At 59.4% G+C, this 12,669-nt stretch carries 13 protein-coding genes; 11 read left to right on the top strand and 2 right to left on the bottom strand.

All coding sequences use genetic code 11. The features are described from left to right. The first annotated feature begins 1 nt into the window (after position 1). The 5 genes from ACB028_RS05540 to ACB028_RS05520 all read left to right on the top strand — a co-directional run bounded on the left by ACB028_RS05540 (position 2) and on the right by ACB028_RS05520 (position 4,855). Positions 2-1,135: a methyltransferase gene (locus ACB028_RS05540; RefSeq protein ID WP_342010225.1), complete on the top strand. Its 1,134-nt coding sequence runs from the start codon at positions 2-4 to the stop codon at positions 1,133-1,135. Between the two features lie 18 nt (positions 1,136-1,153). Then, the gene (locus ACB028_RS05535) at positions 1,154-1,738 is read left to right on the top strand and encodes a YajG family lipoprotein (protein WP_026456005.1); all 585 of its coding nucleotides are present in this window, start codon (positions 1,154-1,156) and stop codon (positions 1,736-1,738) included. Between the two features lie 2 nt (positions 1,739-1,740). Continuing rightward, complete coding sequence (locus ACB028_RS05530; protein ID WP_371143709.1) at positions 1,741-2,316, top strand: peptidylprolyl isomerase; 576 nt, start codon at positions 1,741-1,743, stop codon at positions 2,314-2,316. 160 nt (positions 2,317-2,476) lie between these two features. Then, positions 2,477-3,856: an MFS transporter gene (locus ACB028_RS05525; protein WP_371143708.1), complete on the top strand. Its 1,380-nt coding sequence runs from the start codon at positions 2,477-2,479 to the stop codon at positions 3,854-3,856. 156 nt (positions 3,857-4,012) lie between these two features. Beyond that, positions 4,013-4,855: an outer membrane protein OmpK gene (locus ACB028_RS05520; protein WP_042073198.1), complete on the top strand. Its 843-nt coding sequence runs from the start codon at positions 4,013-4,015 to the stop codon at positions 4,853-4,855. Between the two features lie 94 nt (positions 4,856-4,949). Here ACB028_RS05520 and ACB028_RS05515 read toward each other — a convergent pair whose 3' ends face one another. Further along, entirely contained in the window at positions 4,950-5,432 is a 483-nt protein-coding gene (locus tag ACB028_RS05515) for a YajQ family cyclic di-GMP-binding protein (RefSeq protein ID WP_026456001.1), read from the bottom strand. Positions 5,433-5,632: 200 nt separating this feature from the next. Here ACB028_RS05515 and ACB028_RS05510 point away from each other — a divergent pair, with 200 nt between their 5' ends. Together ACB028_RS05510 and ACB028_RS05505 are read left to right on the top strand one after the other, a co-directional pair. Beyond that, entirely contained in the window at positions 5,633-6,574 is a 942-nt protein-coding gene (locus ACB028_RS05510; RefSeq protein WP_371143707.1) for a ketopantoate reductase family protein, read from the top strand. 22 nt (positions 6,575-6,596) lie between these two features. After that, positions 6,597-7,157, top strand: a complete 561-nt coding sequence (locus ACB028_RS05505) for a DJ-1 family glyoxalase III (protein ID WP_371143706.1) — start codon at positions 6,597-6,599, stop codon at positions 7,155-7,157. Between the two features lie 89 nt (positions 7,158-7,246). On the opposite strand, the gene ACB028_RS05500 is transcribed toward ACB028_RS05505, so the two are convergent. Further along, entirely contained in the window at positions 7,247-7,453 is a 207-nt protein-coding gene (locus ACB028_RS05500; protein ID WP_338611058.1) for a hypothetical protein, read from the bottom strand. 126 nt (positions 7,454-7,579) lie between these two features. Here ACB028_RS05500 and dinB point away from each other — a divergent pair, with 126 nt between their 5' ends. The 4 genes from dinB (at position 7,580) to ACB028_RS05480 (ending at position 12,661) form a co-directional block, all read left to right on the top strand. Beyond that, the gene (gene dinB / locus ACB028_RS05495; protein ID WP_371143778.1) at positions 7,580-8,635 is read left to right on the top strand and encodes a DNA polymerase IV; all 1,056 of its coding nucleotides are present in this window, start codon (positions 7,580-7,582) and stop codon (positions 8,633-8,635) included. A gap of 70 nt (positions 8,636-8,705) precedes the next feature. Then, positions 8,706-10,847: a methyl-accepting chemotaxis protein gene (locus tag ACB028_RS05490; RefSeq protein ID WP_371143705.1), complete on the top strand. Its 2,142-nt coding sequence runs from the start codon at positions 8,706-8,708 to the stop codon at positions 10,845-10,847. Positions 10,848-11,121: 274 nt separating this feature from the next. Further along, entirely contained in the window at positions 11,122-12,042 is a 921-nt protein-coding gene (locus ACB028_RS05485; RefSeq protein ID WP_042027993.1) for a transcriptional regulator GcvA, read from the top strand. Further along, positions 12,035-12,661: an alpha/beta fold hydrolase gene (locus ACB028_RS05480; RefSeq protein ID WP_371143704.1), complete on the top strand. Its 627-nt coding sequence runs from the start codon at positions 12,035-12,037 to the stop codon at positions 12,659-12,661. The genes ACB028_RS05485 and ACB028_RS05480 overlap by 8 nt, the downstream gene beginning before the upstream one ends. Positions 12,662-12,669 lie beyond the last annotated feature (8 nt).

Below are 12,669 nucleotides of genomic sequence, written 5' to 3'. Positions count from 1 at the left end.
TATGGAAACCCTTCTTGTCACTCCCCATTGCCAGCTGACCCTCTATCGCTACCCGCGCCTGAGCCAGGAAACTCTGCAAGCCTGGGATGCGGCCGACGAATATCTGATCAACACCCTGGCTGAGTCCCCCCTGGAACAGGCAGGGCCCGTCATCATCATGAACGATGGATTCGGCGCCCTGGCGGCATTTTTGCACGATTACGCTCCCGTCAGCGTCACCGATTCCTATATCAGCGAGCGGGCCACGCTGGCCAATCTGATCGAAAACGGGCTGGATACCGACGGCATCCGGCTGCAGGATGCGCTGGCGCCCCTGCCCGAAGCGCCGGCACTGGTGGTGATCAAGGTTTCCAAATACCAGGCGCTGCTGGAGCAGCAACTGTTGGCCCTGCGTCAGGTGGTGACGCCCGCCACCCGCATCATCGCCGCCGGCAAGGCCAAGGACATTCACACCTCCACCCTCAAATTGTTCGAGAAATACCTGGGGGCAACCCGGACGTCGCTCGCCTGGAAGAAGGCGCGCCTTATCCACTGCGAACCGCAGGAAGAACGTCCGGCGCTGGCCAATCCGTTCCCCACCGTCTGGCCGCTGGAGGGCACCGACATGCTCATCCACAACCACGCCAACGTCTTTTCGCGCACCAGCCTGGATATCGGCGCCCGCTTCATGCTGGACAACTTGCCGATCCACAGTGCACGCAAGGTGATCGATCTGGGCTGTGGCAACGGAGTGCTGGGACTCTCGCTGCTGGCACGGGACAGCGAGGTGGAGGTGACCTTCGTCGACGAGTCCTACATGGCGGTGGCGTCGGCACGGCTCAACGTCGAACACAACCTGGCGGAGGCGCTGCCGCGGGCCAGCTTCATGGTCAACAACTGTCTGGATGGCGTCGAGACGGGGGCAGCGGATCGGATCCTCTGCAACCCGCCCTTCCATCAGCAGCAGGCGATCACCGATCATATCGCCTGGCAGATGTTCTGCGATGCCCACCGGGTGTTGCCCAAAGGGGGGGAACTCTGGATAGTAGGCAACCGTCATCTGGATTATCACAATAAACTCAAGCGCTTGTTTGCCAACGCACAAGTCGTTGCGTCAAACAGCAAATTCGTTATTTTGAAAGCCATCAAACGCTAACGTCAAAGGAAGTTCATGATGAAAAAGTCACTCTTGCTGCTGGCCGCCCTGATGCTCGGCGGGTGCGCAACCCATTGGCCCGAGACGGCGCTGCTCAATCCGCAGATCGTGCCGGCCAACCAGCAATACTACTCGGGCAACCGGATCACCATGGAAGGGGTAGACAAGCGTGAGGCTGCCTATGTCTTCTCCATCAAGAAGAAAGAGAAGGCCACCGTGCTGGTCAACAGCGAGCGTCCGCTCAATCTGCTGGTCGCAGAGAAGCTGGCCGAGGGGCTGCGCAGCCAGGGGCTCGAAGTGGGCAATAGCGGCACCACCAACCTGACCCTGGTTATCTCGACCGCGGCGGTCAATGTGGAAGAGAAGACCTTCACTTATGTCACCAAATCCCGGGTCAGCCTGCAGGTGATCGCCGATTTTCAGGGCAACCGTCTGACCAAACAGTTCAACATGTCCTCCAGCAAAGAGGGACCGGGCGAGCCGAGCATGGCGGATCTGGAATCCACTCTGAACCTGCAACTGGGCAACGTATTGCAGCAGATCATGGCGGATGAGGCCCTGCGTGGCTATCTGAAGGGTCAACCGAGCGGCGCAGGAGTCTGATCATGAAAAAACTCTGGTTGCTGGCCATGCTGGTCACTCCGCTGGCATTCGCCGGCCCGCAGGTGAGAATGGAGACCAACCACGGCAATATCGTGGTGGAGCTGGCACCCAAACAGGCGCCCCAGACGGTGAAGAACTTTCTGCGCTATGTGGCGGACGGCAGTTACGATGGCAGCCTGTTTCACCGGGTGATCCAGAACTTCGTGGTACAGGGGGGCGGCTACAACCAGCAGTTCCAGCAGTTGCCGACCTATGAGCCCGTGGTCAACGAATCTCGTGGCGGCCTGCCCAACAAGCGCGGTTCCATCGCCATGGCCCGCACCCAGGCGGTCGACAGCGCGACCCGCCAGTTCTACTTCAACCTGGTGGACAACAACAACCTCAACGCCAATGCCGGTGCCGGCTACACCGTCTTTGGCCTGGTGGTACAGGGAATGGAGGTGCTGGACAAGCTGGCACAGGTGCAGACTGGCTACAGCTCTATCCTGCGTGCCAACGACGTGCCGACCAGCCCCATCATCCTGAAGAAAGTGGTGTTGCTGGCCGAGAGCGGAATCGACAAGAAGGCGGGCAAGTAACCCTTTCTACCCGTGATGGCCGCTGCGACACGCTTTGTTGCAGAAGACAAGGCCCACCCCTTTCGGGGTGGGCCTTTTGTTTGTCTGGCGTTTGGCCCTGCCTTGGCTATCCGGGCCTAACCTGCCAAAATGGCGCACTTTTCCAAGATCCGTCAGGTAGTTGAACATGATCCGCAAACCGAGCTGGCGAGACTCGCTCGCCGTCTATCTCGAAGCCAGAGTGCTGATCCTCTTTGCCATGGGCTTTTCATCGGGTCTGCCCTTGCTGCTGGTCTTTGGCACCCTGTCGTTCTGGTTGCGCGAAGCGGATGTCAGCCTGACCGACATTGGTTATATGAGCTGGGTCGCCCTGGCTTATGGCTTCAAGTGGCTGTGGTCCCCCCTGGTGGATCGCATGCCGTTGCCGCTGCTCTCCAGGCTGCTTGGGCGTCGTCGCAGCTGGATGCTCTTCTCCCAGCTGCTGATCGCGGGGGCTCTGGTTGGCATGGCGCTCTGTGATCCCAAGACCGGACTGGCACAGCTGGCGCTGTTTGCCCTGCTGGTGGCCTTTGCCTCGGCGACCCAGGATATCGTCATCGATGCCTATCGCATTGAATCCGCGCCGGAGCGGTTGCAGGCGGCCATGGCGGCTTCTTACATGACGGGGTACCGGTTGGCGATGATCATGGCGGGGGCGGGAGCGCTGGCCCTGGCAGCCTGGTTTGGCAGCAACGTGGGCTATGACTATCGCGGCTGGCAGATAACCTATCTCCTGATGGCGGGGATGATGTCTCTTGGCATCATCACTACCCTCTTTTGCCATGAACCTCAGATCGACCAGGCTACCCAGGATCAGCAGCAAGCCGAGCGCAAGGCCTGCCTGCTGGCAAAGGGGTGGCCATTGCCGCTGGCGAGTGCGGGGGCCTGGGCCTATGAGGCCATCTGGTGCCCCTTTGCCGACTTCTTCCACCGTTACGGTCGCTCGGCGCTGCTGATCCTGGCGCTCATTGCCTGCTATCGGGTGGCGGATGTGGTGATGGGGGTGATGTCCAACAGCTTCTATGTGGATATGCAGTTCAGCAAGACCGAAGTCGCCACCATCACCAAGGTGTTCGGCGTCATCATGACGTTGGTGGGTGCGGCGCTCGGGGGCGTGCTGGTAATGCGATTCGGTACCCTGCGCATTTTGTTCCTGGGGGCGCTGCTGACTGCCAGTACCAACCTGCTGTTTGCCCTGCTCAACCAGGTGGGCCACAACCTGGAGCTGCTGACCCTGATCATCTCGCTGGACAACCTCAGCGCCGGGATCGCCACCGCCGCGTTTGTAACCTATCTCTCCAGCCTGACCAATGTCGCCTTTTCGGCGACGCAATACGCGTTGTTCAGCTCTGTGATGTTGCTGCTGCCCAAGCTGCTGGCTGGGTTTTCCGGCCAGATAGTGGAGCAGGTCGGCTACAGTGTCTTCTTCGTGGGAACCGGTTTATTGGGGCTGCCTGTGCTGCTGTTGATCGTCTTGGTAGCGAGAAAAGGGGAGTCGTTGTTCTCAATACCGAACAAATAGCAAGCGTTTGCGTTAAAGCGGGGGTGATTAGATTCACACTTCCAAAGAAAGTTCCCCAGAAGTTGTTTCTCCCCCTATTTTATTTGATTAGAATCCCATTCGCTCCTTGTGGGCAGGCTACGGAAAACCTCAACTAACACACAAGAGACCAATAAAATGGCCAAATTTACCAAGACTCTGATCGCTGCCGGCCTGCTGGCCGCTGCTGCCACTCCGGCGTTTGCTGCTGACTACAGCGGTGACATCCACAAGAACGATTACAAGTGGATGCAGTTCAACGTAATGCACACCATCGATCAGCGCCCGTTCACTGCCGCTGATGACGATTACAACGATACCTATCTGGAAATGGAGTTCGGCGGTCGTTCCGGTATTTTTGACCTGTATGGCTATGTCGATATCTTCGATATTTTCGACACCAAACACAGCGACAAGCACGGCGGCCAGAACCTGTTCATGAAGTTTGCTCCGCGCATGTCTCTGGATGCCCTGACTGGCATGGATCTCTCCTTCGGCCCGGTACAAGAGCTGTATATCGCCAACCTGAACAACATGGCTGATGGCCAGATGGAAAACCAGATCGGTCTGGGTGCAGACGTCATGGTTCCCTGGTTCGGCAAGGTTGGTATGAACCTGTACGCTCGCTACTCCAACGAGAACGAATTCTTCAGAGAAGAAGAGAACAGCTGGAACGGTTATCAGTTCTCCATGAACTGGTTCAAGCCTTTCTACACCTTCAGCAACGGCAGCTTCGTCTCCTATCAGGGCTACCTGGATTACGCCTTCGATCTGGATACCCATAACCGCGCCGATCGTACCAGCGACAACCTGGCTACCTTCCACGGTATCTACTGGCACTCCGATCGTTATGCCGTTGGTTATGGCCTGAAATACTTCATGGATGCCTACGGCACCAAAGATGGCTCCACCTCTTACAACGGTTCTCCCTGGAAGAGCTCTGGCTTCAGCCACTACTTCTCTGTTACCTACAAGTTCTAATCGAACTTGGGGTACAAAAAACCGGAGCCTTGGCTCCGGTTTTTTTATTTCTGCCCGATTGGATGGGCGCGAAGAGAGAAAGCGCCCGGGCCAATCAGTCGCGGAAATTCTGGAACTGCATCGGTTGGCCCAGTTCGGCGCCACGCACCATGGCCATCACTTCCTGCAGATCGTCACGCTTCTTGCCGGTGACGCGCACTTCGTCGCCCTGAATGGCGGCTTGAACCTTGATCTTGGAATCCTTGATCAGCTTGACCAGCTTCTTGGCCACTTCCTTATCGATACCCTGCTTGAACTTGACATTCAGGTGGAAGCGCTTGCCGGAATGCACCGAATCACCCACTTCCATGGAGCTGGTTTCGATATTGCGTTTGAGCAGGGCATTGCGCAGTATTTCAACCATCTGCTTGAGCTGGAAATCGGCATCCGCTTCCAGTTTCACCTCTTCCTTGTTCAACTCGAAGCTGGCCTCTACCCCACGAAAATCGAAACGGGTGGCCAGTTCACGATTGGCGTTGTCGACGGCGTTCAACACCTCGTTCATTTTGACTTCAGAGACAATATCGAATGACGGCATAACCGGGCTCCTCATGTTGCGTTATCGGGGGGCAAATCTACCAGAAAACGGGCAAATTTGCTGATTTTGATGGGACCGCTCTGCTAGAATCCCCTGCGCACAGGAGTGGTCGGACCCGTTAGTGTCCGCCAGCGACATCTTCACTTATCCCAGGTAACAGGTTGAGAGGATTGCAGCCCTTACCTCGATTGAGTCACATCATGCCAAGCGGATTACTGAATTCTCGACAGCCTTCGACACCTCAATGGACCCTGCTGGGCTGTGGCGCCCTCGGCGGCGTTTTTGCATCCTTGCTCACCCAAAGTGGTCAGCCGACCCGCGTCTTGTTGCGGGATCACCATCAATCAACCCTGCACCCGGGTATCGACTTCACCTCCCTAGAGGGGCACACCCAGCTGCTCGCCATCGAACGCGGATTTGTCAGCAAACCGGGACAGATCCAGCGCCTGCTGGTGATGACCAAAGCCAATCAGGTGATCGCGGCACTGACACCGTTGGTCGGCAAGCTGGCGGCCGGCGTGCCCATCGTGCTGCTGCACAACGGCATGGGCATTGCCGAGCAGGTCGTCGCCCTGTTTCCCCACAATCCGGTGATCGCCGGTGTCACCAGCCATGGCGCCATGAAGAGCGGTCACTTCGTGTTTCGCCACACCGGCAAGGGCGAGACCTGGCTTGGCCCGGTCAACGAGGCCGCCAGAGCCCATGCCGCGCTGGCCGATGAGCTGGCGCTGGCCCTCGGCCAGGCGGGCTGGGACGAGCAGATCCGGACCCGTCAGTGGCAGAAGCTGGCCATCAACTGTGCCATCAATCCCCTGACCGCGCTGCACAAGTTGAAAAACGGCGAACTGGCGGGGCCTCGTTTTGCCGATACCCTGCAACAGGTCTGTGTCGAGGTAGCCGATGTGATGTGCGCCGAGGGCATGCCGACCACGACCGAAGAGCTGCTGCGCCGGGTGATGACTGTGGTGGAGTTGACCGCCGATAATAACTCTTCCATGCATCAGGACATGGAGCAGAAGCGGGAGACCGAGATCGACGCCATCACGGGGTTCCTGCTGGCCAGCGCGGCAAAGCATGGCATTGCCGTGCCGGTCAATCAGGGGCTCTATCAGGCGATTAAAGAGAAGAGCCAGGTGGCGTGAGCCGAAAGGCAAGGAGGCGAGGATGAGCGTATTGGTGTTGGTGGCCCCGGGGTCGGAAGAGATTGAAACCGTGGCCATCGTCGATACTCTGGTGCGGGCCGGTATAGAGGTAGTGTTCGCCTCCTGCTGTCCGGCTGGTGAGCGCCAGATCAGGGCCTCTCGCGGGGTGCAACTGATGGCGGATTGCCATCTCGACGAGCTGACAATCCGCGACTTCGAGGCGATTGTAGTGCCCGGTGGCCTGCCCGGCAGCGAGGTGATCCGCGATACGCCGCTGGCCATCGAGCTGCTGCAAGCGCAGGCCGCTCTCGGCCGTTGGCGAGCCGCCATCTGCGCGGCTCCCGTGGTGGTGTTGCAGCATCACGGCTTGCTGGGGGAGGCCAGGGTCACCTGTCATCCCGGCTTCCAGTCACAGCTGCCGGCTGCACAGTTGGCAACGGACAGGGTGGTCAGGGATGAAGCTCACCGCCTCATTACCAGCCAGGGGCCTGGCAGCGCCATCGAATTTGCCCTCGAGTTGGTGCGGGTGCTGCGCGATGATGCCCTGGCCGAGCGCGTTGCGGCCCCCATGGTATTGCCATAAAGCAGGGCATGAAGTCCTCCTGCAAAACGGGCTCCCGCCATCACGGCGGGAGCCCGTTTTTTATCTGAGCGCAATGGGAAGAGCTTGGGTCAATAGTCGTACCGATCGCACTGTTTCTTGATGAATTCCCCCTGCCAGCGCGCCAGCTCCTCCCGTGTGCCCAGGGTATCCCCCTTCTCGATGGCCTGTTTGAGATGCGCCATCCTGTCATAAAGCCAGCGGCACTCCGCCGTGGGGTTGTTCTTGGCGCTCACGGCCAGCGGCAGCAGGCAGAGTCCCAGCCATAGATATTTCATCCCGAACGTTCCTTGTTGTGCATGAAAGGTCTCTTTGGAGTCTACCATCTTGTGCCAATGACGGGGATAGTGCGCCCTTTCGCCCTGGGGTAAGATAGCTGCATGTCTGGTTATTTATACAGTGGTATGCGCAAGATCATCCATATCGACATGGACTGCTTTTATGCGGCGGTGGAGATGCGGGACAACCCGGCGCTGCGTGACGTGCCGTTGGCGGTCGGCGGCGCATCCGATCGCCGTGGCGTCATCTCCACTTGCAACTATGTGGCCCGCCGTTTCGGCGTGCGTTCCGCCATGCCGACGGCGCTGGCGAAAAAGCTCTGCCCCCCCCTGGTGCTGCTGCCGGGGCGCATAGCGCTCTACAAGGATATTTCCCGCCAGTTGAGGGCCATCTTTCTGCGCTATACCGATCAGGTTGAACCCTTGTCGCTGGACGAGGCCTACCTCGATGTGACTCACAGTGCCTGCTGTGGTGGCAGTGCGACCCTGATGGCCCGGGAGATCCGCCATGCCATCGCCACCGAACTGGGGTTGACCGCCTCGGCAGGGGTGGCCCCCAACAAATTCCTGGCCAAGCTTGCCTCGGAGCAGCGCAAGCCCGACGGTCTGTTTGTCATCCGTCCCGACGAGGTGACCGAGTTTGTCCGCCAGCTGCCCCTTGGCAAACTGCCTGGGGTGGGGCGCAAGACTGCGGAGCGGCTCGAAGCGCAGGGGCTCTACAGTTGTGAAGATGCCAGAGCCTTGAGCGCACAGGAGCTGTGCGAGCGGTTTGGCAAATTGGGCGAGATGCTGGCGGGTCGGATCTGGGGGCGGGATGATCAGCCGGTTCAGGCACAACGCATACGCAAGACCATAGGGGTGGAGACCACGCTTGCGAGCGATCTGTGTGACGAGCAGGGCTGCCTTGCAGTACTGGACTCCCTGCTCCCCGAACTGGAGCGACGTTTTGAGGCCGTCTGCCCGGCAGATCAGTTGATGGGGCAGGGGATCAAGCTCAAGTTCTCCGATTTTCACCAGACGACTGTCTACCGCAGCCAGGGGGGTTACCAGCGCGGACTCTTTGCCGTCTTGCTGAAGGAGGGATTACAACGGGCTCAAGGGCGGCCGGTGCGTCTGCTGGGGCTGGTGGTCGGCCTGCCGAAAGAGGGGGAAGTGAACCAGCTGTCGCTGGATTTGCTCTGAAAAAGTTAAGTTTTTGTTTATAAAGTCGATACTCTATTTATCTCGGTATGACGTGAAGTAGGAACTTGGCATGCGCGCTCTCTCTGTCCAGGGTCGGATCACCCTGATCTCCGGTTGTTGTCTGTTGGTTACGGCCGCCGTCCTGGTTATCTCCTCGCTCTACAATGCCAACAAGATGCAGGATCAGGTGCTGCAGGCCACCATGCAGGAGGCCCAGCTGTCGGCCGAACACTGGATGACGGCGATAGGGGGTGAACAGGCAGCCAAGGTGACCAGTTACCTCGACGAAGCCTACTTCCGGGCCACCTTGCTGGCCGAAGATCTTCTGTTCCAGCGCAGGAATGCGGCCGAGAACTTTACCCATTCGGAAGCTCTGCGCGGGGCTCTTAATCAGCAGCTGAGGGATGCCGTGGCCTCCTCCGCCAATCTGCTCGGTGCCTATGCGGTGTTCGAGCCGGATCAGCTGGATGGGGAGGACAGCAACTATCAGGGCTCCAGCGCTCTGGGGGCCAATGACAAGGGACGCTTTGCCAGCTACTGGGCCAATGATCACGGAAAGATAGTCTCCGAGGTCATGGATGAGGAGGTGCTGGCCGACGAGAGTCCCACCGAGACCGGAGGGGTGGAAAATGAGTGGTATCGCTGCAGCATCCGCACCCGGGCGCTCTGTCTGCTCGAACCCTATCTGGATGAGGTGGGGGGCCAACAGATCCTGATGACCTCGGTCACCTATCCCTTGCAGGAAGAGGGGACCTTGCTCGGTATGGTGGGAGTCGATGTCCCCCTGACCAGTTTGCAACAGCTGGTGAGCAGCATGGATCAGCAACTCTACAGCGGAAAAGGCAAGATCCTGCTGGTCAGCCACGAGGGGCGGGTCGCCGGGGCCAACGAGTTTGACGTGTCCATGGGGCAGACGCTGGGTCAGCAATATTCCGAGCTAGCCGCCGATTTGAAAGGGTGGCTCGATCAGGGGCAAGTGCTGAGCCGCTGGAGTGATGACGGTGCCTTATTGCAGACCTTCGTGCCAGTCACCATGCGCGGTACCCCGCAACAGTGGGGTATCTATATCGAACTCCCCAGGGACGTGGTGCTGGCGTCGGCCAAGCGGCTGCATGGCAACCTGGCCGAGGAGGGCAGACGCAGTGTAGCCACCCAGGTGGTGATTGGCGTGCTCATCTCCCTCATCGCCCTGTGCGGTATCTGGCTGATGGCACGCCAGATAGTGGCTCCCATCCGTGCCGTGGTGGCTCGCCTCAAAGACATTGCCAGCGGTGAGGGGGATCTGACCCAGCGCATCGAGATCCAGCGCGAGGATGAGATCGGCGAGCTGGCCAAGTGGTTCAACAGCTTCCTCAACAAATTGCAATCCACCATCAGCCAGGTCATCGCCACCGTGGAGGGGACGCGAACCAGCGCGGAGCGGGCCGCCCAGGTGGCCGAGCGCACCAGCAACGGCATGCAGGCCCAGTATCAGGAAATTGATCTGGTGGCCACGGCATTCGAAGAGCTCAGTGCGACGGCGCTGCAGGTGTCCGGCAATGCCAGCGCCGCGGTGACGGCTGCCAACGAGACAGACACGGCGGCCCAGGAGGGCAAATATGTAGTGGCCGATACCCAGACCGCCATGGGGCGGTTGATGACGACCATCAATGAGGCCCAGCCGGTGGTGGAGCGGCTCTCGGCCAACAGCGAGAACATCAATGACATCCTTATCGTCATCCAGGGGATCGCGGAGCAGACCAATCTGCTGGCCCTGAACGCCGCCATCGAGGCAGCCCGGGCCGGCGAACAGGGGCGGGGTTTTGCCGTGGTGGCCGATGAGGTCCGCAATCTGGCGGGGCGCACCCAGAACGCCATCGTCGAGATCCAGACCTTGATCAGCGAGCTGCAATCGGGCACGGGTGCCGTGGTCAATGCGATCCGCGAGGGCCATGGTCAGGCGGATCAGACGCTCGCCAAGGTCGACCTGTCGGTACGGGTGCTGGAGCAGATCATCCAGTCCGTTTCCACCATCCATCAGATGAATGAACAGATCGCCAGGGCTGCCCAGGAGCAGACCCGGGTCGCGGAGGAGATCAATCGCAATGTCAGCAATATTCGCGATGTGAGCCACACCATTCGGGGTGAGGCGGCCACTTCCGCCGAAAATGGTCGTGAGCTGTCGGCACTGGCGGACAAGCAGCAGCAACTGGTGGGGCAGTTCAGGGTATAGAAAAAAGGCGCCATCCAATAAGAGGCGCCAAACACATTCAGATGACAGACTGGGTTAAATCGCGTCGATTTAGCCCCTCTTCCCGCAGAGGAAGAAACACAACACCACAATCACAGTCGGAAGGCTCACGGAAAACACATTAAACCAATATGTCGCAGAAAATGTGAGCCATATGACAACTGATTGCAGGGCGAATTATGTTTATTCACTGGTCGACCCGCAACCGACAAATTATAATGCGCCCCATTAGAAAAACTCATCGTCGGCTGGTGTCATGTCTCGTCGTTTACCCCCGCTCAATGCCCTCAAGGCGTTTGAAGCAGCGGCCCGTCACTTAAGCTTTACCCGTGCAGCAGAAGAGTTGTTTGTGACTCAGGCTGCCATCAGTCACCAGATCAAGGCGCTGGAGGAGTATCTTGGCATCAAGCTGTTCCGTCGCAAGAATCGCTCCTTGTTGCTGACCGAGGAGGGACAGGGCTATTTCCTCGATATCAAGGATATCTTTGCCTCCATTTCGGAAGCGACTGACAAGCTGCTGGCGCGCAGTGCCAAAGGGGCGCTCACTGTCAGCCTGCAGCCGAGTTTTGCCATCCAGTGGCTGGTGCCCAGGCTGGTCAAATTCAGCGAGCGTCACCCCGATATCGACGTGCGGATCAAGGCCGTCGATATGGACGAGGGATCGCTCACCGATGACGTGGACGTAGCCATCTACTACGGCCGTGGCAACTGGCCCGGATTGCGCTGTGACAAGCTGCATACCGAATACCTGATCCCGGTCTGCTCTCCCTTGCTGCTGACCGGCCCCAAACCGCTACGCACGCCGGACGATTTGACCCGGCATACCCTGTTGCACGACACCTCGCGACGGGACTGGAAGGCCTGGTTCCGCCAGCTCGACATCGATGCCCCCAACGTCAATCAGGGGCCCATCTTCAGCCACTCAACCATGGTGATCCAGGCGGCCATTCATGGACAAGGGGTGGCCCTTGGCCACAGCGTGCTGGCCCAGCCCGAGATCGAGGCCGGTCGCCTCATCTGCCCGTTCGAGCAGGTACTGGTGAGCAAGAACGCCTTCTACCTGGTGTGCCAGGAGCAGCAGTCCGATCAGGGCAAGATAGTCGCCTTCCGCGACTGGATGCTGGAGCTGGTGGAACAGGAAGAGGCCCGTCGCCGGGCAAGGCTTGCCGATGCATGAGGTGATCCGGGAGGGGGCGAGTGACGCCCCCGTTCGCATTTTGCTGGCCCACGGAGCCGGCGCCGGTATGGAACACGCCTTTCTCGCCGAACTCTCCCGTCTGCTGGCCGGGCCCGATATCGAGGTGGTGCGCTTCAACTTCCCCTACATGATCAAACGGGCCCGGGATGGCAAGCGTCGTCCGCCCGATCGTCAGCCAGCGCTGCTCGAGCACTGGCGCCAGATGGTGCGGGAGTTTGCCCACCCCAGACTGTTTCTGGCCGGCAAGTCCATGGGCGGGCGGATGGCGGCCGAGATTGCGGGCGAGATGAATGCTGCAGGATTGCTCATTCTCGGGTATCCTTTCCACCCCCCGGCCAAGCCCGAGTGCTGGCGGGGCGAGGTGCTCAAGCAGATCACCACGCCAACCCTGCTGCTGCAGGGGGAGCGTGACACCTTTGGCAGCCGTGCCGAACTGGTCGATTTCCCCTTCTCCTCCGCCGTATCGGTCCATTGGCTGACCGATGGTGATCATGGCTTCAAGCCGCGCAAGGCGAGTGGCGTGAGTGAACAGGAAAACCTGCAGCAGGCAGCGAACGAGATAAGGCGCTTTGTCACCAACCCCCCGGTACAGGGTTGAGGACAGCG

This window comes from Aeromonas sp. S9(2024) (assembly GCF_041403185.1).
In the GTDB taxonomy this organism is placed as follows: domain Bacteria; phylum Pseudomonadota; class Gammaproteobacteria; order Enterobacterales; family Aeromonadaceae; genus Aeromonas; species Aeromonas enteropelogenes.
The sequence above is the reverse complement of the archived record's forward strand: the minus strand, read 5'-3'. Positions and strand labels throughout refer to the sequence as shown.

Bases quoted from the DNA above. Each gene is read 5' to 3' on its own strand.
- ACB028_RS05540 (WP_342010225.1), top strand. From the start codon at position 2: ATGGAAACCCTTCTTGTCACTCCCCATTGCCAGCTGACCCTCTATCGC.
- ACB028_RS05535 (WP_026456005.1), top strand. From the start codon at position 1,154: ATGAAAAAGTCACTCTTGCTGCTGGCCGCCCTGATGCTCGGCGGGTGC.
- ACB028_RS05530 (WP_371143709.1), top strand. From the start codon at position 1,741: ATGAAAAAACTCTGGTTGCTGGCCATGCTGGTCACTCCGCTGGCATTC.
- ACB028_RS05520 (WP_042073198.1), top strand. From the start codon at position 4,013: ATGGCCAAATTTACCAAGACTCTGATCGCTGCCGGCCTGCTGGCCGCT.
- ACB028_RS05515 (WP_026456001.1), bottom strand. From the start codon at position 5,432: ATGCCGTCATTCGATATTGTCTCTGAAGTCAAAATGAACGAGGTGTTG.
- ACB028_RS05510 (WP_371143707.1), top strand. From the start codon at position 5,633: ATGCCAAGCGGATTACTGAATTCTCGACAGCCTTCGACACCTCAATGG.
- ACB028_RS05505 (WP_371143706.1), top strand. From the start codon at position 6,597: ATGAGCGTATTGGTGTTGGTGGCCCCGGGGTCGGAAGAGATTGAAACC.
- ACB028_RS05500 (WP_338611058.1), bottom strand. From the start codon at position 7,453: ATGAAATATCTATGGCTGGGACTCTGCCTGCTGCCGCTGGCCGTGAGC.
- dinB (WP_371143778.1), top strand. From the start codon at position 7,580: ATGCGCAAGATCATCCATATCGACATGGACTGCTTTTATGCGGCGGTG.
- ACB028_RS05490 (WP_371143705.1), top strand. From the start codon at position 8,706: ATGCGCGCTCTCTCTGTCCAGGGTCGGATCACCCTGATCTCCGGTTGT.
- ACB028_RS05485 (WP_042027993.1), top strand. From the start codon at position 11,122: ATGTCTCGTCGTTTACCCCCGCTCAATGCCCTCAAGGCGTTTGAAGCA.
- ACB028_RS05480 (WP_371143704.1), top strand. From the start codon at position 12,035: ATGCATGAGGTGATCCGGGAGGGGGCGAGTGACGCCCCCGTTCGCATT.